Below are 22910 nucleotides of genomic sequence, written 5' to 3'. Positions count from 1 at the left end.
GTGGCCCCGGACCCGGATGCCCGGGATCGGACCGACTCCGGGGCCGTCCGCGCATCGCCGTCCACCGGAGGACGGCCAGACGCGGCGTCCCCACGGGGCGCGGCGCTACACTCCGGCGATGTTCTTTCGCCGCAAGAAGGAGAAGGCCAAGGCCGACTCGAAGACCTCCGACTGGCCCGAGTTGTCCGAACCGTCGGCCCTCGAGGGCGCCGACCGCGAGACCCAGTTCCTGACCGGCGACCAGGGCGCCGACCGCGCGTCGGTCAAGGTCCTGCTCGACGCCATCGCCCAGGTGGCCAACGCGTCGGTCAAGACTCCGGCGGACCTCGAGGCGTTGCTCGCCCGCATCGTCGACAGTTCGGTCCAGGTGACCGGTGCCGCGCGCGGACTCCTGATCCTCGAGGGCGACGACGGCCAGCTCGAGGTGCGCGTCGCCCGCGACGAGGAGGGCGCCACGATCGACGGCGAGATCAAGTTCTCGACCACGACGGCGCGCCGCGTGCTCGACGAGAACACCCCCGTGCGGGCCACGGTCGGTTCCGACTCCGAAGCGCTCGAACTGGCGCAGAGCGTGTTCGACCTGAAGCTGCGCGCCGTGATGTGCGTGCCGCTCTCGTCCGACCGCGGCGACGGCGAGGACGGTCGCACGAGCACGCGCCGTCCACAGGGCGCGCTGTACGTCGACAGCAAGGCCCAGTCGCGAACGTTCACCCAGCGCGACCTGTCGCTCTTCGCCGCGCTCGCTCAACAGATCTCGATGACGCTGGAGACGGCGCGCCTGCAGCTCGACTCGATCGAGAAGGTGCGCCTCGAACAGTCGCTCGAACTCGCGGGCGAGATCCAGCGCGGTCTCATGCCCCAGGCGCCCGGGACCGTGCCCGGCTTCGAGGTCCACGGTTGGTACCGCGCGGCGGAATCGGCCGGTGGAGACTTCTACGACTTCGTCAACGCCAAGGGCGATCGCCTCGGCGTCGTCGTCGGCGACGTGACGGGCCACGGCATCGGTCCGGCGCTCATCACCGCCTCCGCCCAGGCCGGACTGCGCTCCTACCTGCGGCTCTTGGGCGACGCGGGCGAGGCGCTCACGCTGCTCAACCAGGACCTGTGCGAACGCAGCGAGGACGGGCGCTTCATGACGATGTTCCTCGCGGTCCTGTCGTCGGACGGTTCGGTCGAGACGATCAACGCCGGGCACCCCGGTGCTCTGCACTGGCACGCCGTGGACGGAAGCTGCACCACGGTCGAGGGCGGCGGCCCGGCGCTCGGGATGATCCCGGGCGAGAAGTTCGAGAGCAACGCCACCTTCCGGCTCGAACGCGGCGACGCGCTGCTCGCGTTCTCGGACGGTGTCAGCGAGATCAAGTGCGCGAATGGCGAGTTGCTCGGCGAGGAAGGCTTGGCGGCGCTCTTCGCGACCTGCATGGCCGAGGGCAACGATCTCGAGACGTCGGTCGTCGCCCTGGCCGAACGCGCGCTCGTCGAGGGCGGCGGTCTCGTCGAGGACGACATCACGCTGCTCGTGGTGCGACGCACGACGTGAGGTTCGAGGCGCGCTCCGGCCGAGCGACACCGTCCGAGGACGCGACCGGTGTGCGCTTCACGCCGGCCTTCCGGCGTCGGCTCGAGTCCTTCACGACGCGTCTCGAGCTCCTCAGACGCCGGCGCGAGGGCGCGGGCAACACGACGCTCGCGGGCGGTGGACAGGAGTGGATCGACCTGCGGCCGTACCGCGACGGCGACGACCTGCGCGACCTCGACTGGTCGCTCCTGGCCCGTTCCGACCGACCGTTCGTGCGCGTGCATCGGCGCGAAGCGGCCGAGCGCTGGGCGATCTGCGTCGACACGAGCGCGTCGATGGGCGTCGGCATGCCGGGGAAGTTGCAGTGCGCCGCCGAGGTCGCCGCGGCCTGGCTCTCGGTGGGACTGCGCTCGGGCGCGGAGATCGAACTGTTGTGGCTCGAGTCGGGCACCGTGCGCGCGCGGCGGTTCGTCCGCGGCACCGAACTGAGCGACGGACTCAACGTGCTCGAGTCCCTGCGCGCGGGCGGTGAACGCGGCGCCGCGGCGCTGCTCGCCGAACCGCGACTCGCCGAGTGCGGGCGCCACGTCGTTCTCGGCGACCTGCTCGACCTCGAACCGCGGCAGTTGCTCGCGTGGCGCCACCGGGTCCAGGACGTGGTCGTCGGTCAGTGGCTCGCGCAGCGCGAGTGGGGCCGCGGTCTGTCCGGCGCCCGTCGCTGGCGCGATCCGGAGACCGGCGACGAGTTCGAGGTCAGGACCGACGGCGCGGTGCTCGTGCGCTACGAGGAGGAGCTCGCGCGCCTGCTCGAGCGCTGGCGCACCGTGTGTGGCCGCCACCGCGTGCGCTTCGGCTGTTTCGAGGCCGGGCTGCCCTTCGAGGACGCGGCGCACGAGCTGTTCGGGATCTGATGGAGTTCGCCGCGCCCACGCTGCTCGTCCTGCTCGTCGTGCCGGGCATCGTCCTGGCTCTGGCGTTCGCGCCGCGCCGTCCGGTGCGCGCGCTGACGGGCACGCTCGCGCTGTGGCGTCGCGCGGCCCGGGGCGAGGCGCTGAGTGGATCGCGTCGGCGCTTCGGTCCGCCGCTGTGGCTGTTGGTCGCGGTGGTCGGGCTCGTGGCGTGGGCCGTGGCGCTCGCCGATCCGCGCGGACCGGCTCACGAGCGCGAGGAGTGGCTCGTCCTCGTCGACCGTCGTCCGCGCATGCTGCTCGCCCACGAGAGCGGCGAGACGCGCCTCTTCGTCGCTCTCGAGGCGGCGCGCGCACGTCTGTTCGAAGAGCGCGGTGACGTGCGCGTGCGCTGGCGTTCACCGGGCCTCGAGGACCTCGTCACGCGCGCCAGCGACCCCGCGCCGAGCGCGCGGTACGCCGCCGCACCCGCCGCGGCGCGACCGCCCGACTTCGAGGCCCACGACGGACCCGGTGTCCTGTGGCTGTCGTGCGACGCGCCCGAGCGGGCCGGCGCGAGCGACGCGGAGTCGACGTCCACCGGGGCCGGATTCGTCGCGAGCGGCGGAGCCGAGGTCCCTGGCTTCGTGGCCGCGGGCGCCGTCACCTGGACCTTCTGGGAATCCGGCGCGTTCAGCGAGCGGGAGGCTCCGACGGGGACCGGAACGGTCGTGATCGGAGCCGATGTGCCGGAGCTCGTGGCCGACTTCGCGCGCGTCTTCGCCCGCACGCGGGGTCTCGAACCCGTGGCGGCCGCGCCGGCTGGAGCCGAGTCGAACGCAGCGGTGCGACTCGTCGTCGAGCGCGCGCCCGGCGGCGCACCGCTCGTGGACGGCGTCGCGCTGGTGGATCCGGACGGCCGCCGCATCGGCCTGCTCGACGACGGACGCGCGCTGGGGGTGGACGCGGGGGCGGTCGGGATCGTCGCGGTGCGCGCCGTCGAGCCGGCGAGTGGCCGCACCGAGCCGGTGACGGCGCTCGCGGACGGACACCTGCGCGTGGCGCCCGGCGTCTGGCGCGCCCCCGATCCCGAGGCGCTGGCTCTCGGACTCGGTGCGCTCCTCGATCGCGCGCTCGCGCCCGACCCGCGCCTCGTGCCCGTGGCCGGCCGGCGCGACCAGGGCCCGACCCGTGCGCAGTTGGGTGCGTCGCCCGAGCCGCTGCCGACGCGCTTCGAGCTGCGCGCCCCGTTGGCGCTCGTGGCGGCGGCGGCGTTCGCACTCGCCGCGGTGCTGCGGCGGCGCTGAGGTCCGGCGACCCTGCGTCGGCGCGCCGCGTTCTACTCGGCCGCGTCGTTCGTCGTGTCGGCCTCGTCGTCCGCCTCGTCGTCCCAGTCCAGGAAGGCGGGATACAGCACGACGCGGTCCATGGTCAGGAAGCCTGGCTCGGTCTGGGACTCCAGCGCGGCGACCGTCGCGCGCAACTCGTCGATCGAGAGGGCCAGCGGCGTCTCCTCGGGCTGTTCGATCGTGCGGTAGGGATAGCCGACTCCGGGCGTCGTGCTCATCTCCACGTGTCCGCCGAGGAACGTCGTCACACCGCGCTGTTCGGCGAACGCGAGCAGGCGCCGCGTACTGGCCGCGAAGTCGCTCCAGGCGCGCGGTTCGAAGACGAACAGGTAGCCGGGATAGAACGTGTCGCCCGACAGGATCACGTTCGTGCGCGCGTCCCAGAACACGAGGTGCGACGGGTGGTGGCCGGGCGTCGGCAGCACTTCGATGCGGCGCTGGCCGAGATCGATCCACCCGACGCTCACCGGCCACTGTTCGATCGCGAAGAAGCCCATGCGCGTCTCGATCGTGCGCGGCACGACGATCGTGTTCTCGCGGCCCTGGAAGTCGTCGTCGTGCGCCACGTGGTCGAAGTGCCCGTGCGTGTGCGTGACGATCAGGGTCAGCGGGTGTCCGAGGCTCGCTTCCCGTTCGGCCATGAGGACGTCGACCGTCTCGCGCAGATCGAAGTCGCCGACCGACCCCGTGTCGAGCAGCAACGCGTGCGTCGTCCCGAACAACAGGTACATGAACGGCGCCTCGTAGTGCACGCGCTTGCTCTGCCGCAGGATCACCGTGTCCGCGTCGTACCAGTGCACCTGCAGGTGCGGCTCGTCGGGCGAGGTGCCGTCGATCCAGTGGGCCGGGAACGGCGCGCCGCCCGTCTCGAGCACGCCGTCCGGGAGCTCGACGCGCAGGGTCGAGTCGTCGTTGGGCGAGAGGGCGCAGGCGGCGAGGAACGCGCCGACGACGAGGAGGATGGGAGCGGTGCGCATGGTGGCCGAGCCTAGCACCGCCCCCGGTTCCCCGCCCGTCGCTCAGGTGGCCGGTTCGCTGCGCCGTCCGATCCCCAGCACGATCGCCGCCAGGGCGCCGATGCCGAGCGCGATGCACACGAACGGGTTCCAGCCCAGGTACGCGCTCGGGACGTAGCCGACGCCGATCGCCACCGCCATCGTCGTCAGCGCGTAGGGCGCCTGGGTGCGCACGTGGTCGAGGTGGTCCGAAGCGCTCGAGATCGAGGACAGCACCGTCGTGTCGCTGATCGGCGAACAGTGGTCCCCGAAGATCGCGCCCTCGAGCACCGCGCCGATGCACAGCACCATCAGCGCCATGCCGCCGATGTCGATCGTCTCGCCCAGTTGGAAGCTCACGCCGACGACCATCGGCAACAGGATGCCCATGGTCGACCAGGACGAACCGGTCGCGAAGGCCACGAAGCCGGCCAGGACGATCAGGACGACGGGCAACAGCGGCGCGGGGATCGCGTCGCTGACGATCGCCGTCAGGAACGGCGCCGTGCCCAGGTCCGTGCACACGTCCGACACCATCCAGGCCGAGTACAGGATGCCGAAGGCGATGCCCATCGACTTCAGCGTGCGCCAGGCGGCGAGCGGGATCTGATCGGGGACTCCGGCCTGCGCCGTGCCGATCGCCGCCAGCACGAAGCCGACGGCGCCGCCGATCATCAGCGGGTAGTTGCCGCTGCCGAGGTAGAGCACGCCCGTCGCGGCCTCTACGAACGCATCGAACGACTCGAGCTCGCGCCAGGCCACGTCGAACGCATGGCCACCGTGCGCGATCATGAACAGCGTCGTGCCGATGAACCCGAAGAGCGGCACCAGCGCACGCCAGGCCGCGGGCGTCACACCGGCCGCCATCTCCTGCTCGGTCGACTCCTTCGACACGAGCGGCGTCGCACCCGGTCGCAGCACCTGGCCCGTGCGACGCGCGCGCCGTTCCGCCTTCGCCATCGGCCCGAAATCGCGCCCGCTGAACGCGATCAACGCGACGAACGCGAGTGTGAACAGACAGTAGTAGCGGTAGGGCAGGGTCTGGATGAAGACCTCGTAGCCGTCCGTCGTCGCCATCCCCGCGGCGGGCAGTTGGCTGGAGAAGGTCGAGACCTCGAACGCGATCCAGGTCGAGAAGATCGAGATGCCGGCCACCGGGGCCGCGGTCGAGTCGACGATGTAGGCCAGCTTCTCGCGCGCCACGCGGAACTTGTCCGTCAAGGGGCGCATGGTCGAACCGACGAGCACCGTGTTGGCGTAGTCGTCGAAGAAGACCGCCAGGCCCGTCAGCCACGTCGCGATCTGCGTCGTGCGGGCGTCCTTCGCGCGCTTGGCGAGGAGCTGCATGATCCCGGCGATCCCACCGTTCGTGACCGTGTTGCCGACCATCGCCAGCATGAACACGACGAACAGGATGATGTACAGGTCGTTCGGGCTGTAGAAGCGGCTCCAGAAGTAGTGGGTGGGAACGTCGATCGCCCCGCTCACGACGGCGCTGCCGAAGCCGAGTCCCTGACGCAGCGCCACGAGGATCGCTCCGGACAGGACGCCGACGAAGAGCGACAGCAGCGGGCGGCGCGTGGCGATGGCGAGCGCGATCGCCAGGATCGGGGGCAGCAGTGAGAAGCGGTTCGGCGGTCGCCAGTCCGTGCCGACCAGGCTCGCGCCGCCGGGGTCGAGCGCACCCGGGAGCAGCGGCTCCACCTCGATCCGCCGCCCGCCGCCGCCGTCGCCGAAGCCCATGCGGATGCGCACGTCGAGGCCACCGGTCACCGGCACGCTCTCGCCGTCCACCGTCAGTGACAGCTTGCGCACGTCGTCGACGACCTTGCCCGACTCGTCGAGCTTCGTGCCGACGACCACGCCCTTCTCGGCCGCACCGCGCAGCCCCTGCACGAACGAACGGCGCGCCGTCGCCAGCGTGTCCGCATCGGCCTCGAGCCCGTCGATCGTCATCGCGATGTCGCTCAGGCGCAGGACCGCGGGCAGGGGGTCCGCCTCGGGATCGGTGGTGAGGTCGATCGTCACGAAGTCCGAGACGAGCACCAGCGTTCCGATCGAGGGCAGCGCTTCCTCGGCGTCCTCGCCCGCCGGTGCGCCGGTGCTGTCGCGCTCGACCGCGACCAGTCCGGCCACTTCGAGCGCGCCGAGTCGCTCGACCGGCGCGCCCTGCCACGGGAGCGCGACCAGGACCACCAGCAGCAGAGCGAGGAAGGGGACCCAGCGCGGGGTGCCGTCGGGTGCCTCGGTGGCGGGCGCGCCGCCCTGGTGCTGGATCAGATGCGGGTCGGTGGCGTCGGACATGGGCCGGAGTGTACGCCCGCGGCAACTCGGACCCGCTGTTCGTTGGGGTGGCAGGTCGGCAGCGCTATCCTTCCCGGGTCATGCTCGCGACCGCCGCACCGCTCCTGATCGCCGCCGGCGATGGCTCGTTCTGGGCAGTGTCGGTCCTCGTGGTCGTCGCGGTGTTCGGCATCGTCGTCCTCTTGCGGATCCTCGCGCGCCTGGCGTCGATGGAAGCCTCGGTGGGGGCGTCGAACGAGTTGCTCGAGGGCCTGGCCGCGCGCCTGAAGAAGCTCGAGGCCGAGCGCTCCGACATCGACCTGCGCCGCACCGAGCACGTCCTGATCGACATCCGCAACGGGCTCAAGGGACTCGAGGACGCGGTCATCGAGGCCGCCTCGCGTCCGACCGTCGTCGAACGCGAGATCGTCACGGCCCCCGACGCCCCGGCCGAGCCGCCGCCCGACGCGGCCGACATCGTGGGCGAGCGCCTGCACAACCGGCTGGCGGCGCTGGGCTACGACCGCGTCCAACTGCTCGGCGAGCACGACCTGTACGAGATGGCCGCCCTCGGTCGTGCCGAGATCCCGGTCGAGGCGCGTCGCAACGGTGTGGTCCACAAGGGGCGCTGCATCGTCGAGAAGGGCCGCGTGCTCGACGTGCGCATGGATCCGCCGTACCGACTGTTCCCCTGACGCGCCGATCGGCCCGCTGAGGCTCGGCTTCGTCGCCAGCTTCCTTCGAGCCGCCTCTTCGCCGTTCGGCCCCACCCAATCACTCGGTGCGTCCCGCGCGCCGTCGTCCGCATCTCGTTCCGTCCGATGACCGTCACCACGATCTCCCACCTCGCCGACCACGTCGGCGCCACCGTCACCCTGCGCGGCTGGATCCACAACAGCTCCGGCAAGGGCAAGCTCCTCTTCGTGCAACTGCGCGACGGCAGTGGCTTCTGCCAGTGCGTCGTGCTCAAGAAGAACGTCACCGAGGAGCTGTTCGAGGCCATCGGCCACGCGGGCCAGGAGTCGAGCGTCGAGCTGACCGGTGAGGTCAAGGCCGACGAGCGCGCGCCGGGCGGCTTCGAGATCGGCGTCACCGGTGGCCGCGTGATCCAAGCCGCCGAGGGCTACCCGATCACGCCCAAGGAGCACGGCACGGACTTCCTCCTGTCGAACCGTCACCTGTGGCTGCGCAGCAAGCGCCAGTGGGCGCTGATGCGCGTGCGCGACGCGGTGATCACGGCCCTGCGCGGCTTCTTCGCCGAGCGCGAGTTCACGCTGATCGACTCGCCGATGTTCATGGGCAGCTCCTGCGAGGGGACGTCGACCCTGTTCCCGGTGCAGTACTTCGACCGCGAGGCGTATCTGACCCAGTCCGGTCAGCTGTACGCCGAGGCGTCCGCGATGGCGCACGGCAAGGTCTACACCTTCGGTCCGACCTTCCGCGCCGAGAAGAGCAAGACGCGCCGACACCTGACCGAGTTCTGGATGCTCGAGCCCGAGGTCGCGTTCGCCGAACTGGCCGACGTGTGCGAGCTGGCCGAGGACATGATCGTGTACGTGGTCCAGGAAGTGCTGCGCCGTCGCAAGCCGGAGCTCGAGATCCTCGAGCGCGACCTCTCCAAGCTGGAGGCGATCAAAGCACCCTTCCCGCGCCTGACCTACGACGAGGCGGCCGACATCCTCGAGGCGCACCCCGAGTCGGAGTTCGTGCGCGGCGACGACTTCGGCGCGCCCGACGAGACGATCCTGTCGAACCGCTACGACCGCCCGGTGATGGTCACGCACTATCCGGCGAGCGTGAAGGCCTTCTACATGAAGCGCGAGGGCGACAAGGCTTTGTGCGTCGACATGCTCGCGACCGAAGGCGTCGGCGAGATCATCGGCGGCAGCCAGCGCGAGGACGACCTCGACCTCCTGCTCGAGCGGATCAAGGAGCACGACCTCGACCAGTCCACCGTCGAGTGGTACCTGGACCTGCGTCGCTACGGTTCGGTGCCCCACGGCGGTTTCGGGCTCGGTCTCGAGCGCACCGTGGCCTGGATCGCCGGCGTCGAGCACGTGCGCGAGGCCGCGCCGTACCCGCGCATGATGTACCGCATCGAGCCGTGAGCGACGGCGCAGGCACCGGACCCGTCAGCGCCGACGGCGGCTCGCCCGAGCAGCGGCTCGCCATCTACGCGCGCGACGTGGTCGAGCAGTTCGCCGCCGCGCTCGACGCCGACGACTTCGGCCGCGTGCGCGCGCTGCTGTCGCCCAGGTGCGTCTACGCCATCCGCGACGAACGGCTCGAGGGCCCCGACGCCATTTGTGGCAGCTACGCCGAGGCCGCCGCCTGGGGCCGGTCGAAGCTCGACGAACTCGTCTACGAGAGCGCGGTGGTCGATCCGCGCGTCGGGGCCGGACACGGTGCCGCGACGGTGCGCTTCACCGATCGCATGCGCCACGCCGGCCAGAGCCACGTGCACACCTGCGAACAGCGGGTCGAACTGGGCGCGGACGGCCTGATCGCGCGCATCGAGCACGTGGATCTCGCGGGCGAGCGCGAGGCCGCGAGCGCCTGGTTCGAAGCGGTGGGGCTCGAGCGCTGACGCCGCGACGCGCGCGAGGGCGAGCGGTTCGGCCGAATTCCACCGCCTCGGTGTAAGGATCGCGGGGCTCGCCGGAGTCCCTCCCGGTCGCCCACCGTGGACGGCCGCCCCCCATGGAACGCGCCCCCCAGACCCGCCAGAGCCTGTTGCTCGAACTGACCCGGCACTCGGACGAGGCCTGGGTCGAGTTCGTGGAGGTCTACGAGGGCGCGATCCTCGGCTTCTGCCGCGCGCTCGGACTCCAGGACGCCGACGCACGGGACGCCACCCAAGAGGTGCTCGCCGCCGTGCACGGTCGGATCGGGACGTGGGAGCTGGGCGCCGAGCGCGGCAGCTTCCGCGCCTGGCTCTTCCGCGTCGCCCGCAACGTGTCCGTGGATGTGATCGCCGATCGACGGCGTCGGGCCGCCGACGGCGGGGCGCGCGGCGAGCTGGTCCTGCGCGAATTGTCCGACGTCGGAGCCGATGCGGCCGAGACGTTCGACATCGAGCTCGAGACCGCGCTCTTCCGCTGGGCCGCCGCACGCGTGCGCTCGGAGGTTCGTGAGTCGACGTGGCATGCGTTCGAGCGCACCGCCGTCCAGGGCCGATCGGCCGAGGACGTGGCGCGCGAGCTAGGAACGACCGTGGGGAGCATCTACACCGCCAAGTGCCGCGTCATCGCTCGGATCAAGGATCGGGTCGAGGGATTGAGCGGCGTGCCCGAACACGGGCACGAACCCGAGGATCGACGATGAAGAACCCCTTCGAACCTTCCGCCTGCGTCGAGGACGTGCGTCTTGAACGCTACCTGCGTGACGAACTGGTCGAACGCACTGAAGCCGACGTCCGCGAACATCTCGAGGCCTGTTCGAGGTGCCGCGAGCGACTCGAGCGCAGCGCGGCCGGTGAGTCGATCTGGCGCGGGGTGCGCGAGCGGCTCGAGGTCGAGTCGGTCGACGTTTTTCCGGAAGCGAGCGGCGACGCGATCCTCGACGAAGTGCGCGCCCTCCTCGGTCCGACCGACGACCCGCGGATGCTGGGACGGATCGGTCAGTACGAGATTCAGGGCCTGATCGGGCAGGGCTCGACGGGCTACGTGCTGAAGGCTTTCGAGGAGCGACTCAATCGCTACGTCGCGATCAAGCTCATGGCGCCGCAACAAGCGCAGAACGCCGTCGCCCGCAAGCGCTTCGAGCGCGAGGGACGTGCGGTCGCCGCGGTCTCCCACGAACACGTCGTGCCCGTGCACGCGGTCGACGAGCACGACGGGTTGCCCTACATCGTCATGCACTACGTCGGCGGCGCGTCGCTCGCCGACCGCATCGAGCGCGACGGTCCCCTCGACACGCACGAGTTGACGCGCATCGGTCTGCAGGTGGCGCGCGGACTCGCGGCGGCGCACGCCCAGGGCATCGTGCACCGCGACGTCAAGCCGGCGAACGTGTTGCTCGAGGGGCCGGTCGAGCGCGTGCTGGTGAGCGACTTCGGACTGGCCTGGGTCGCGGACGAAACCTCCATGACGCGCAGTGGCACCATCGCCGGGACGCCGCAGTTCATGTCGCCCGAGCAGGCGCGCGGCGACAGCGTGGACGCGCGCTCCGATCTGTTCAGCCTCGGGAGTCTGCTCTACACGGCGGCCACCGGACGCCCGCCCTTCCGCGGCGAGACGGTCTACGGCGTCCTCGGTCGCGTGTGCGACGCCGAACCGCGTTTACTGCGCGAGTTCGCGCCAGACGTGCGGGCGTGGTTCGCCGCCTTCGTGTCGCGACTGATGGCGAAGCGACCAGAGGATCGCTTCGCCAGCGCGGACGCGGCGGCGGACGTGCTCGCCGCGGAACTCGCGCACCTTCAGAACCCCACGGGCGTCGCCCAGCCGCCGCGTGACTGGATGCCTCGAACCGCGGCGGCTGGAGCCGGTGGACGGGGGCGCAGGCGCGCGCTCGTCGGCGGCGTCGGGGCCGCCGCGCTCGCCGCGTTGGCCTTCGTGGCTCTCGGGGGCGCGGGCGATCCGGAGGACGGATCGAGCGACTGGTCGGTGGCCGGGTTCGCGTCGCTGTTCGGGCTCGGAACGCAGGAGGAGGACGCGTCGGAGTCGGTCGTGGATGCCGACGGATGGAACCGCATCAGCGCCGACGATGGCGAACTCGGGCTGTTCGAGCAGCGCCTGGCCTGGGAGCTCGAACTCGGGCCGGAAGGGGCCCTCGCGCTCGACGTGGAGCGCGGCGCCCTCGAGGTGGTCCGTCACGATGGCGATCAGGTCCGGATCGAGGTCACGCGGCGAGTGCGCGCTCGCGATTCGCGCGACTCGGACGCTGCCGTCGCGGGCCACGCGGTGGACGTCGCGCCGACGGACGGCGGCATGCGCTTCGAGTCGCGTTTCGAAGCGGCTCTGCTCGCGGCTTCGGGGAGCGCGTTCGAGAGCTGCTGCGTGCGCGTCGCACTTCCCGACGGGCGCAGCCTGCGCGTCGACGCGGATCTCTGCGACGTGTCGATCACGGGCATCAGCGGCTCGATCGACGTGCGCAGCGAGGGCGGTGGCGTCGTGCTGCGGGAGACTGCGGGCGAGGCCCAGGTCACGGCGGTGCACGGCGACGTGCTCGTCGCTGGCGTCACCGGCGAAGTCAGCGTGCTGGCATCCGACGGCGACGTGCTGCTCGAGCGCAATCCGGGCGACGTGTACGCCCAGACCAGCGGCGGCGACATCACGATCGACGAGGTGCGCGGCGGCGTGATCGTCCACGCCATCTGTGGGCGCGTGGAAGCGCGCGTCACCGAGGATCCCGCCGCCGACGCACTGTTCAGCGCGGCCGGTCCCGGAGGCGACGTGTTCGTGTCGCTGGCCGAAGCGGTGCAACTGCGACTCGAGGCGCGCGGTCGCGTGGACTCGGAGTTCGAGTTGATCGACGAGGCCGCAGCGGACGGCAGCGGCGCGTCGTGGGCCGTGCGCGAGACCCGTTCGGACGGCGCGCTGATCCGCGCGCTGAGCTCGGCCGGCGCGATCGTCATCGCGCGGCCCGTGGAGGTCGCGCCGGATACGGACGGACCGAGCGGTGCAGCGAGCGGCGACGGTGGAGGTGGGGGACTCGGCGGATCGGAGCCGAGTGGCGGCGGACTCCGCGGCAGCGGCCTCGGCGGAAGCGGTTCGAGCTCCCGCGTCGAGCCCAGCCTCGCCGCCCGCGCACGCACCAGTGGCGAGCCGCGGGCCGGCGCGCTGGTCAGCGTGCCGTTCGATGGCGCGGCGCCCGACGGCGGTACTTTCGGGAGTGGTGCCCTCGTTAGTGGTGCCGACGACGACGGCTGCAACGTGGACGGCTACACCCTCTATCTGCCCCGTTCCTTCGATCCGAACGCGGACGTGGTCCACCCCGTGATCGTCTACCTGCAGGGCTCGCTCGGCGTGGGCGGTGCGATCGGCTCGATCAACGACTGGGGTCTGCCGCGGCTCTTGCGCGACGAGACCGACCTCGACAGCGAACGCAATGCGCTCCTACTGGATCGTTTCATCGTGGTCTCGCCGCACATCACCCGCGGGCAGTACGACGATCACCCCGACGTCGTGGAGCGCTTGCTCGACGAGGTCCTCACGCGCTACCGCGGCGACCGTTCGCGCGTCTACCTGACGGGGCTGAGTCGCGGCGCCCACGGGACCTGGGGGCTGGCCGAGGAGTTGCCCGGGACGTTCGCGGCCATCGTGCCGATCGGTGGGAGTTCCGAGCGTCTGACGGAACCCGGAGTCCTCGAGGGCGTCGCGGTCTGGGTCGCGCACAACCGTCCCGATCCGATCGTGCCGTTCGCCGAGGTCGAGGTCGGTGCGGAGCGCATCGAGCGCGAACTCGGCGTGCGCTTCCACCGCGTCGACGGACTCGTGCTCGAGAACGCGGACGACCTCGCACACCGGTACTTGATGACGGTCGGCCGCGCGGCGAACCACGACGCATGGACCGACCTGTACTGCAACGCCGAGCTGTACCGGTGGCTGTTGCAGTGGTCGCTGCCCGTCGCGGAGCAGCCGGGAGCCGCCGGTCGCGACGGCCAGGACGGTGAAGACGGCATCGACGGCCGGGACGACGCGGACGGCCAGGACGGTGCCCGTGGCCGCGCGCCGCGCTCTAACGGGAGCGTGCCACCGCGCTGAGGACCGAACCGCGGTCCGCGCTCGCGACGCCCGTCGCCGGCGCGTATCGCGGCGTCGTGCGACCGCTGCGAACCGGGAGGCGTCGGACCGGTGGAGTGGCACACGGCGGCGTGCCTGGCCGTGGCATCCTCTGGTCGATGGCTGGCACCCCGCCCGACGACGAGCCCGACCTCCCCGCCACCTTCCACGTGGGCGACGCCGCCGCCACGCTGCTGGCGTTGGCCGACGTGCGGTCGTTCGTCGTCGAGCCCGAGCAGCGCTGGTTCGACTCCACCGACGGACGGCTGCGGATCCACCCGCCGCTCGTCGCGCCGATCGACCCCGAGTGCGGCGGCCTGTTCGACTACGTCGGCTCTCTGCCCGAACGGCTCGGCGCCCACGCGGTCGTCCTGATGCAGGCGGGGGCCACGTCGCTCGGTTGGTTCGAGGATGGCGTGTGCGTCGAGACCAAGAGCTTCCGGCGCTACGTCGTGCGCGGCAAGGGACGCGCACAGCCGACGCACCTGAAGTCGAAGGGAAAGTCTCGCTACGGCTCGCGGCTGCGGCTGCAGAACGCGGACCTGCTGATGTCGGAGACGAGCGAGCGCCTGGTGACCTGGTGGGAGACGTTCGGACCGCCGCAGCGCCTGTTCGTCAGCTGTCCCGTGCGACTGTGGGCGTCGTTGTTCGACGCCGATCCACGGCCGCCGTTCGGGCGCGACGTGGTGCCGACGCGCATCCCGCGCGATCTGCCGCGTCCGACCAGCGACCTCGTGCTGCGGACCTACCGCTTCCTGTGCCACGGGCGCGTGGAGCGGCTCGCGGACTGAGGGCCGAGGCCGACACGGTGGTGGATGCGGTGCCGGTCGACGTCTTGGATGTCACGCGAGCTGCGAGCTTCGGTCAGCGAGGCACTTCGATAGACAGCGTGAAGTCGGGCCGCGTTCACCGCGCGTCGTGTGACGGTCAGTGACCGCTGGTGTCCGCCGGCGAGTCTTCACGCGTGGCCGCATGCTCGGCCACCAGTCGCTCGAGCCCGTCCGCCCAGGCCTCGCGCTGGGCGAGCGGCAGGTCGGTCCGCACGGCGACCTCGAGCCCGAACAGTTGGCACAAGGCCTCGTCCGCACGACCGCGCACCCAGGCGGTGGAGGGCGAGTCGGTCAACGCTCCTTCGCGCGCCTCGCTCGGCGTGTCGATGCGCAGCACGCGCACGAGCAGGGGCAGGACGTCTTCGCGACCGTGGTCGAGCGCGGCGATCGCGCACTCGACGCGCACCTCGAGGTCGGGGTGGGCGGTGTCGCCGATCGCCAGTTCGACGAGTCGATCCACGGCGTTCGGATCGAGCGGTCGCCGGGCGAGCGCCGCGGCCGCCGTGCAGTCACCGGCGTCGTCCTCGCGCGCCGGGCCCGCGGCGCGCCGTTCCAGCCGCGCGAGCAGAGCCGCGTCCGCGTCCGGATGGGCGGCGCGTGCGAGCCACAGGGCGGCTCGCGTCGCGCGCGGCGGCTCGGCGTCGAGGGTGGCGTCGAGCTCTGCCAGTTGGGCCGGCGGAAGGGCCGTCGACGTGCCGAGCGGCAGGTGTCGGTCGAGCAGTTCCTCGAAGCGCGTGCTGTGCGCGGTGCTCCACCCGGTGGGGAGTGCGGCGGCTCGTTCCGAAGCGTCCGCTCCGCTGCATCCGACCAGCGCGCTCGCGGCGGCGACGGCGAGCGCGGCGCTGCAGGCGGCGCGTGCCAGGACGGTTGCAGGGCCCCGAGGCGAGGTCGCCGAGGGCCCGTGCGCGGCGTGGGGGTCGGAGCGGGAATGGCGCATCGACGCAGTCTAGCGGCGTGGTCGCGGCGCGGTTCCCGGCGCCGCGGGTGGGAGCGTTCGCGTCGGAAGGCGCGCGGCGCAAGAGGTCCCCGGGCGGGGTGACGGCTCGCGCGCGGTGCCCGCGGATCCGGCCGAGACCCGACGGATCGGAGCGCGGGTCGCACGTCGCGCGTCGACGCTCGATCGCTCGCGGTCGACCTGCCGCGGACGTTCGCGTCGCGACGACTTCGAGCGCTCCAGCCGCAACCGATCGAGCTGGCGTCGGTCCTTCCTGCGTGGCGCGCGTCGGTCCTCGTGAGACCTGGCCGCGGACCACGCTCGTACCCATCGAACCCAACAACCTGACTTCAACGTGCAGACCTCGATCAACGACTTCCACCTCCGCGGCTTCGGCCCGCTCGGCATCGCCGCCCTCCTCGCCGGACTCACGGCGCCCGCCTTCGCCCAGGGCTCGACCGAGCGCTTCCTGGTCTCGACGACGAACGACGTGGGCGCGCTCGATGCGGCGCTCCCCGTCCTGACCGACACCGATCTCATGGCGGTCGGTGCGGGAGCGCGTCCGGCGCCCTGGTTCACGGTCGGACACTGGTTCGCCCTCGCGGACTTCGCGCCGCGCGACGTGGACGGGGCGGCGCTGCGGGGGAGCGTCGCCGCGGCGGGTGACCTCTACATGTCGTTCCTGTCGGACGACGGCGGGTTCCTCGACGGCGACCTGGTGCGGCTCGACGCGGACGGCGTCTTCCGGGTGGCGGTGGCCGAGGACCAGATCGCGCTCGCCCTCGGTGACGCGGCTCTGGACATCGACGTCGACGCGTTCGCGTTCGACGGGGCCGTGCCCGGTGCTCCGGGCCTCTTCGGAGGCGGGCGACTCGTCTTCTCGCTCGCGGCCGACGTGGACACCGCGGTCCTCGGGCCGGTGCAGAACGGCGACGTGCTGGCACTCGACGAGAGCGGCGTCCTGACGCGGCTGTTCGCCGAGGACGACGTGAGCGACGCGCTCGCGCTCGCGACGGGATCGTCGGCGAGCATCGGTGACGTCCACGGCCTCGAAGTCGTGTCGGGCGAGGTGTGGGTCGCGGTGCAGTCGCCGTCGGAGTTCGACGGCGCGGTGCTCGCGCTCGGTGCTCTGGCGCGCATCGTCGCGGACGAGGCCGATCTCGCGCTGGGAGGCGAGGAGTTGGACGCGCTCATCCATCTCGGCCCCGAGCAGCCCCTCAGCCTGTGGCTCGAGGGGGCCGTCGGCGGCTCCAACGGCCGCGGGGTGGTCCAGAACGGTACGCCCGGTGGACCGGCGCTCCTCGTGGGTGCCGGTGCGGCCGGTTGGTTCCCGACGCCCGAACTGTCCGGCTTCGGCGGACTCGCGGTCGACATGAACGATCCGCTGCTCACCGCCCTCCTCGCCGGGCCGAGCCTGCCGATCTACTGGCTCGACTCCGAGGGCTCGCTCGCCCTACCGGCGAACGTCTCCTCGGTGGGGGCGGGCACGGGGCCCGGTGGTGGGCTCGGCCTGACGTTGCAGGCCGTCGACCTGCTCAGTGGACGGGTCTCGGCGCCGTTCCGAATCGTGCTGTGACGCGAGCGGCCCCCCGTGGACCCACGTGGTCCGCGGGGAGCCGCTCCGACCGGCGCCGCCGATGCTGCCCCTAGGGGCGGTACGAGCGCAGTCCGCCCTCGTCCGAGATCCACAGGCGTCCGTCGGGCGCGCTCGAGCTGGGCTTCTCCCAGGCCACGAAGCTGAAGCGACCGAAGCGTTCGGCGGTGAAGGTCCGCAGGGGCTCGTTGCGCAGTCGCACCATGTACATGCCTTCCTCGACCTCGACCCGCCATGCGTTCCACGGGTTGCCCATGTCGGTGTCGCGGCCGGTCGACGCGCGCAAGCAGACCAGGTTCTCGAGGCGCTCCGAGTACTCGGCGTCCTCCTCGGGCGCCATGCGGTAGACCTGACTGGTGGCCGACGAGACCACCGGTTCGACCGTGCGGTTCCAGGTGGCGAGCGAGCCGTCGTTGAACAGCACGGCGATGGCGCCACCGAGGTCTTCGGGGCCTTGGATCGGCGGGCAACCGGCGCTCCACGGCCCTTCGACCTGACCGTCCTCGACGCTGATCAACCAGCTGTTGCCCTCCTCGCTGACGACCAGCATCCAACCGGGACGCGAGGGCAGGAAGCGCGGCGTGCGAGCGATGCCGCCGAGCGTGTCGAGGTCGCGTTCCCAGCGCACCTCGCCTTTCGGACCGAGTCGACGAACCGATCCGTTGCGGTCGGCGACGACGAGATCGCTGCCCACGAGGATCGGAAGGGCTTCGATGCGTGTGCCGCTCGTGACGGCGCGGTCCACGTTGCGATGCAGGTGGACGAGGCGGTCCTGAGGCATCTCGACCGTCAGCGTGACGGGCAGCGTACCCGGCAGTTCGAGCTGCATCTCGACCGCGACACCTGCTGGCGTGCGCATGACGAACGGCGTCGTGGCGACGGTGCCGTCGCTCGTCGTGACCTTCGCGCCCGAAGGCTGGCTCTCGACCCGCCACGGCAGAGGGAAGACCGTGAGGTCCAGTCCCGCCTGGTCGAGGCGTTCGACCGCGGAGGCGTGTTCGCCCGCTGCCGCCTCCTCGAGAGCCAGTTGCCAGGCCTCGAACTGCACGGCGATGCCGGCGCGTTCCTTCTTCACGAACTCGATGACCGATTCGTCCGCGTCGATCTCGAGCAGCTGGTCGTAGGCCTCGAGCGACCGATCCAACTCACCCGACGCGGCCAGGAAGCGCGCCGAACTCAGGAGGCGGTCCTGTCGAGCCTCCTTGTCGCGCGAGGCCTTCGCGAGGCGTTCCTGGGCTCGCTCGGTCCGCCGCGTGTTCCACTGCATCACGAGCAGATCCACGTGGTCGACGAAGTCGCGGAACTCGCTGTGCAGGCGCTTCGAGCGACTGGCTTCGAGAATGTCCTCGGTGTCCGCCAGCAGCTCGCTCTCCCGCTGGAGCGCACCTGGCTCCGCCTCGAGGCCGGGGTCACTCGTCTCGAAGCGCGTTTGGAGCTTGCCCGCGATGAGGCTCAACAGTTCCTCGCGCGAGCGCAGTCGCCGGACGTACACGTCGTCCAGGGACGGCGGATTCCCGATGCCGACGATGCGTTCGACCGCCAGGAGCAGCTCGCCGCGCTCGATGCGTCCCTCGATCTCGACGCAGCTGTTGTTCCAGTTGGCGAGCGCGATCTGCTGCTGCTCGCTGCGGCGTCGATCGAGTGCCGCGTGCAGCCCGACGATGCGCTCGGGACGCACGGCCGTGCGCGGGTAGTACTCGTCGAGCAGGGCGAGTCCGCGGTCGGGGTCGTCGAGGAGGTTCGTGATCTCGTTGACCCGTCGATCCAGTTCGGCCTCGTTCTTGATGTGCACGACGCCCACGCCCGAGAGCACCACGGCGACGGACGCGCCCACGGCGAACTGCCAGGTGCGACGCTTCTTGCGCTGTTGGCGGTTCTCGATCTCGGCCAGGAGGTCGCGCGCGGCGCGGTGCTCGGGAACCTCGACCAGCAGTGAACCGATGAGACGGCGCGCGCGGACGAGGTCGCCCGTCTCCACCATCTCGCGTGCCGCTGCGCTGAGGATCTCACTGGCGTCCTCGAGCATGCCGGCGGCGAGCATGCGGTGTCCCACGTCGACGCGCACCGACAGGCTGTCGATCGCGAGGTCGCGCACGGCGAGCAGCAGGGCGCGCGCGCGCATCGCGAAGCCCGCTTCGGTGAGCTGTCGCGCCTGGCGCAGGAGCTCGTTCAGCGTGTCCGCGTCCGGCGACGCGTCGGCCGTCGCCGCGAGGCACAGGCGCGTCAGGTGCAGGCGCGCGACACCGCAGGCGCCGTGCAGTTCGACGAAGCGACGCCACAGTTCGATCGATTGTTCGAGGTCCGACGCCACGTAGTCGAGGCGACGGCACAGTCGACGGCCCGCGCGACGTCGCACGTAGCCCAGCGCGGTCGCGATCTGTCCCCGTTCCCACAGGTGCGCGAGCAGTTCACCGTCCTCGCGACTGGGCGGACCGCCGGGCGTGGAGTCGAGCCAGCCCTCGAAGCGATCGGCGGCGCGCTCGTACTGACCGTCCTCGAGTTCCTGCAGCGCGCTGGCGAGGATCTCGCGCGGCGTCGCCAGGCGAACGGCGCGGCGCGCGACGAGTTCGTTGACCACGCCGCAGCACTGGCGCAGCGGCCACCCGAGACGGTCGGCGACCTCGACCATGGTCGACTTGCCGTCGCACTCGGCGAGCAACAACTCGTAGCCCTTCTCCGGCTGCCCCGGATCGAGGGCGCGCGGCATGTCGTGTTCCTTGGGTCCGCCACCGGACTGGACCTCGTCGGAGATGCGCGCGTGCTCGAGCAGCACGAACTCGACGCTCATCCCCTTGCCCCAGGGCGACTCCGCGGGGCGCCCACTGCCGAGCGCCATGCCTTCGGAGCGCGAACCGCGCTGTTGCGACCCGGTCGGCGCGCCGCCGGGGGGCGGGGGCAAACTGCCCTGTTCGAAGCGGAAGTGCAGGTTCGGCGCCTCGAGCATCGCGAAGACGGTCTCGAGGCGTTCGGCGCGTGCGATCGCGTCGCGTCGCTGCGGGTCGCGCTCGGCCTCGGGATCCTTGACCCAGGCCTTCGCACAGCGCGAGCGCCAGACGTGCGGGTCCTCCTCGGGCGAATTGACCAGGTACAGCTGGCCGCCCTGCAGTCCGATGCGCGCGACCAGATCCTTGCCGAACAGGTTCAGCACACCGTCCTTGCCGCCACGGGCGAGGCCCTGTAGCAGCTCGCCGAGGCCGATTCCGGCAACGTCTCCCTGGAAGCTCATGGGGTGGATGGTGCGGTCGGACCGCTGGAAGGACTGATCGGGGGTCGGGGAGCCAAGAGGTGCTCCACCGGATCGGCTGCCTATCGACGGCGTTCCCGGGTGCGCTGAAACCCGATTCACATCCGTCGTGGATGGCGCGTTCGGTCGGGCCGTGGACGGCTCGCCCCGCTCGGGAGTCCTGGCGCTGCGCCGTCCGTTCGGTCGCCCCCGGATGCGCCGGTGGGGCGGTGCTCCCTCTCGGATCGCGAGGATGGATCGCCCGCGCCGCCTCGCTCGCGATCGGAAAGATGTTCCGGATCGACCGTCGTTCAGGCACGTCGGGCGACCGCGCGCGTTCAGCGTTCAGCCTCGAGCTCGCGCAGGCGCGCCAGGTCGTCAGGGGTGTCGAGGTCCTCGAGGATCGTCGGGTCGTCCACGTCGACGCCGGCGAGTGGGGCGGCCTGATCGCGCAGCTCGCGCAGCGGCGCATCGGGGTCGAGAGCGAGCGCGTCCCGGGCCAGCTCGCGGCCGATCACGATCGGGTGTCCGAAGCGGCGCCCGCGGCTCGCACCGACGTGAGCGCAGGCGAGCCACCCACGCGGCGCGCGACCCGCGTCCCGCCACGCGCGCTGGAGGGCCGCGAAGGTCGCGCTCGCGACGCGCGGCACGTCGATCGGCGCGAGCAGCAGGTCCCGATCCGGACGGGCGCGGACCGCACGGGCGAACGAGCCGGTCCGGCCCCGCGCCCAGTCCGCGTTCTCGAGCACGCGCACGTGCAGCGGCTCGCTCCGACTCGCGTTCGCGCGTGCCACGACCTCGGCGATCTCGGCGTGGTGGCGGCCGGTGACGACGACCAGGTCGCGCAGGCCCGTGCTCGGAGCGAGGGCGCGCTCGACGAGACCTTCGAGCGCGGTGGTCCCGCCGATCCGGCACAGGGCCTTCGGCTGGCCGAGCCGGCGACTGGCGCCCGCGGCGAGCACGACGACGAGCGGCGGGTCCGCGCTCACGAGAGCAAGCGGTCGCACACCGCGCGGGCTCGCTCCACGTCCTCGGTTCCCTCGACCAGGGCGCGTCCGTCGGCGAAGAGCGTGACCGTCAGGCCGTCGGTACGAAAGCGCAGCAGGTCGCCGCTGCGTTCGAGGGTCGACGCGCTCGAACTGTCCAGACGACGCACGACCGCCTCCGTGTCCAGTCGCGTACCCACGGTGCCCGGAACCTCGACGGCGTTGCGTCCGCACAACACTTCGGGTCCGCGCGCGAGCGACTGGGTCAGGAAGTCGAAGCGGCGCTGGCCACAGCACGGACAGTGGGGGTCGCGCGTCAGATCGAGCTGGCGAACGCTTCCGTTCCAGGCGTCGACCTCGAGCAGGCGTCCGGTCCCGTCGAGAGTGCGTCCGTCGTGAGCACGGGGTGTGCCCATGTCCACCGGACCGGGTTCCGGCCCGCGCGCACCGCTCCCGCCGCCGGCCACATGCGCGCCCGACTCGGCGGCGCCCGGACCGCTCGCGCTCGTGTCCGGTGAGGCGGTCAACAGTCGCAGCGCCGTGCCGGCCTGCAGTGCGGCGACCGCGGCCACAGCAGGTTGGACCACGCCCGCGCTGTCGCAGGTGGCGAGGCTCCCGGGCGGCGGGGGATCGGGGAACAGGCAGCGCAGGCACGGTCCGCCGGGCACCACCGCGAGCACCAGGCCGGAGCCACCGACGACGCCGCCGTAGATCCACGGTTGGCGGCGCTTCACCGCGTAGTCGTTGATCAGGTAGCGCGTCGCCAGGTTGTCGGTGCCGTCGAGGATCAGGTCGGCGGTGCGCCCGAGGCGTCCGAGCTCGCGCGCGCCCAGGTGCGTGGCGTGCGTCTCGATCCGCGTCGGACCCCCCGCGCGTTCGAGCGTCTCGCGCGCCGCGTCCACTTTGGGAACCCGGCGGCGGGCGTGCTCCAGATCGAAGAGCACCTGGCGCGGTAGGTTGGAGAGTTCGACCACGTCGCGATCGACCAGCACCAGCGCGCCCACTCCGGAACGGTGGAGCGACTGCGCGAGCGCTCCGCCGAGCGCGCCGCAACCGACGACCAGGACGCGTGCCGACGCGAGCCGCGCCTGACCCGCTTCGCCGAGCGGCGCGAAGCGCGTCTGACGGTCGAAGCGCGGCGCGCCGCCCTCGGGGTCGCCGCCAGCGGGCGCCGTCGATCGGTCGTTCGAGTCCACGGCGCGACTCTACCAGTCGCGCGGGCCGGGGCCGTCGGACGACGGTGCTGCACGGGGTGCCGCACGAGCTCGGCCACGGGTCACCGCGCGCCGGTGGAAACAGGCGGGGGAGCGGGGCTGGGCGAGCGGCGCCCCGCTGGGGTGGTGGAGGCGGCTTTGGCGCGCACCACCCGCGTCGCACCGCGATCCGATGCCGCCGTCGAACTCCGCTTCGCCGTCGAACCGGGGCCGACCGGGCGACGTCGGGTCCGAGCAGGTCGGAGCCGAACCGACCGTGTGGCGCGCTGCGCCCGTGCTGATCGGGACACGGAGTCGGTCGCGCGTTCCGACGCGTCGCCGTGCGGTGCACGGCACGCGCCGCTGCGCCGTTGCGCACGAGTTCGTGCGATCCG

16 protein-coding genes are annotated in these 22910 nt (G+C 71.8%); 10 read left to right on the top strand and 6 right to left on the bottom strand.

Annotated features, from left to right (window positions below; all coding sequences use genetic code 11):
• Positions 1-118 precede the first annotated feature (118 nt).
• From Pla163_RS11005 to Pla163_RS10995, 3 genes are read left to right on the top strand one after another with little or no spacing between them, the layout of a single operon-like run.
• Positions 119-1540: a PP2C family protein-serine/threonine phosphatase gene (locus Pla163_RS11005; protein ID WP_419185818.1), complete on the top strand. Its 1422-nt coding sequence runs from the start codon at positions 119-121 to the stop codon at positions 1538-1540.
• Positions 1537-2430 carry a DUF58 domain-containing protein gene (locus Pla163_RS11000; RefSeq protein ID WP_419185817.1) on the top strand — a complete coding sequence of 298 codons (894 nt, stop codon included), beginning with the start codon at positions 1537-1539 and terminating at the stop codon, positions 2428-2430. The genes Pla163_RS11005 and Pla163_RS11000 overlap by 4 nt, the downstream gene beginning before the upstream one ends.
• On the top strand, positions 2430-3713 hold the full coding sequence (locus Pla163_RS10995; RefSeq protein WP_145187913.1) for a BatA domain-containing protein: 1284 nt from the start codon (positions 2430-2432) through the stop codon (positions 3711-3713). Before Pla163_RS11000 ends, Pla163_RS10995 begins: the two co-directional genes overlap by 1 nt.
• Before the next feature lie 32 nt (positions 3714-3745).
• Here Pla163_RS10995 and Pla163_RS10990 read toward each other — a convergent pair whose 3' ends face one another.
• Complete coding sequence (locus tag Pla163_RS10990) at positions 3746-4732, bottom strand: MBL fold metallo-hydrolase (protein WP_145187910.1); 987 nt, start codon at positions 4730-4732, stop codon at positions 3746-3748.
• A 42-nt stretch (positions 4733-4774) separates the two neighbouring features.
• Positions 4775-7054 carry a Na+/H+ antiporter NhaC family protein gene (locus tag Pla163_RS10985; protein ID WP_145187907.1) on the bottom strand — a complete coding sequence of 760 codons (2280 nt, stop codon included), beginning with the start codon at positions 7052-7054 and terminating at the stop codon, positions 4775-4777.
• 80 nt (positions 7055-7134) lie between these two features.
• On the opposite strand from Pla163_RS10985, the gene Pla163_RS10980 reads away from it, so the two are divergent.
• From Pla163_RS10980 to Pla163_RS10955, 6 genes are all read left to right on the top strand, one after another.
• Positions 7135-7728 (top strand): hypothetical protein, encoded by a 594-nt coding sequence (locus Pla163_RS10980; RefSeq protein ID WP_145187904.1) that lies wholly within the window; start codon positions 7135-7137, stop codon positions 7726-7728.
• Positions 7729-7854: 126 nt separating this feature from the next.
• Complete coding sequence (gene asnS / locus Pla163_RS10975; protein WP_145187901.1) at positions 7855-9141, top strand: asparagine--tRNA ligase; 1287 nt, start codon at positions 7855-7857, stop codon at positions 9139-9141.
• Positions 9138-9620, top strand: a complete 483-nt coding sequence (locus Pla163_RS10970; protein ID WP_145187898.1) for a nuclear transport factor 2-like protein — start codon at positions 9138-9140, stop codon at positions 9618-9620. Before asnS ends, Pla163_RS10970 begins: the two co-directional genes overlap by 4 nt.
• Positions 9621-9733: 113 nt before the next feature.
• A complete protein-coding gene (locus Pla163_RS10965; protein ID WP_145187895.1) occupies positions 9734-10357 on the top strand; it encodes an RNA polymerase sigma factor in 624 nt (207 codons plus the stop codon).
• A complete protein-coding gene (locus Pla163_RS10960; protein WP_145187892.1) occupies positions 10354-13737 on the top strand; it encodes a protein kinase domain-containing protein in 3384 nt (1127 codons plus the stop codon). The genes Pla163_RS10965 and Pla163_RS10960 overlap by 4 nt, the downstream gene beginning before the upstream one ends.
• Positions 13738-13874: 137 nt before the next feature.
• Positions 13875-14546, top strand: coding sequence for a hypothetical protein (locus Pla163_RS10955; protein WP_145187889.1), 672 nt, complete (start codon positions 13875-13877; stop codon positions 14544-14546).
• A 136-nt stretch (positions 14547-14682) separates the two neighbouring features.
• Here the strand turns inward: Pla163_RS10955 and Pla163_RS10950 are convergent, their stop codons facing one another.
• Positions 14683-15522: a hypothetical protein gene (locus Pla163_RS10950; RefSeq protein ID WP_145187886.1), complete on the bottom strand. Its 840-nt coding sequence runs from the start codon at positions 15520-15522 to the stop codon at positions 14683-14685.
• A 352-nt stretch (positions 15523-15874) separates the two neighbouring features.
• On the opposite strand from Pla163_RS10950, the gene Pla163_RS10945 reads away from it, so the two are divergent.
• Positions 15875-17095 carry a hypothetical protein gene (locus tag Pla163_RS10945; protein ID WP_145187883.1) on the top strand — a complete coding sequence of 407 codons (1221 nt, stop codon included), beginning with the start codon at positions 15875-15877 and terminating at the stop codon, positions 17093-17095.
• A gap of 70 nt (positions 17096-17165) precedes the next feature.
• Here the strand turns inward: Pla163_RS10945 and Pla163_RS10940 are convergent, their stop codons facing one another.
• The 3 genes from Pla163_RS10940 to Pla163_RS10930 form a co-directional block, all read right to left on the bottom strand.
• A complete protein-coding gene (locus Pla163_RS10940) occupies positions 17166-20339 on the bottom strand; it encodes a DUF4388 domain-containing protein (protein WP_145187880.1) in 3174 nt (1057 codons plus the stop codon).
• Between the two features lie 335 nt (positions 20340-20674).
• The gene (locus Pla163_RS10935; RefSeq protein WP_419185816.1) at positions 20675-21325 is read right to left on the bottom strand and encodes a nucleotidyltransferase family protein; all 651 of its coding nucleotides are present in this window, start codon (positions 21323-21325) and stop codon (positions 20675-20677) included.
• Positions 21322-22518, bottom strand: a complete 1197-nt coding sequence (locus Pla163_RS10930) for a ThiF family adenylyltransferase (RefSeq protein WP_145187877.1) — start codon at positions 22516-22518, stop codon at positions 21322-21324. Before Pla163_RS10930 ends, Pla163_RS10935 begins: the two co-directional genes overlap by 4 nt.
• Between the last annotated feature and the right edge of the window lie 392 nt (positions 22519-22910).

The organism is Rohdeia mirabilis (genome assembly GCA_007750655.1).
Taxonomy (GTDB): Bacteria; Planctomycetota; UBA1135; order UBA1135.
Note: the sequence above shows the minus strand (reverse complement) of the source record. Positions and strands in the feature narration are given on the sequence as shown.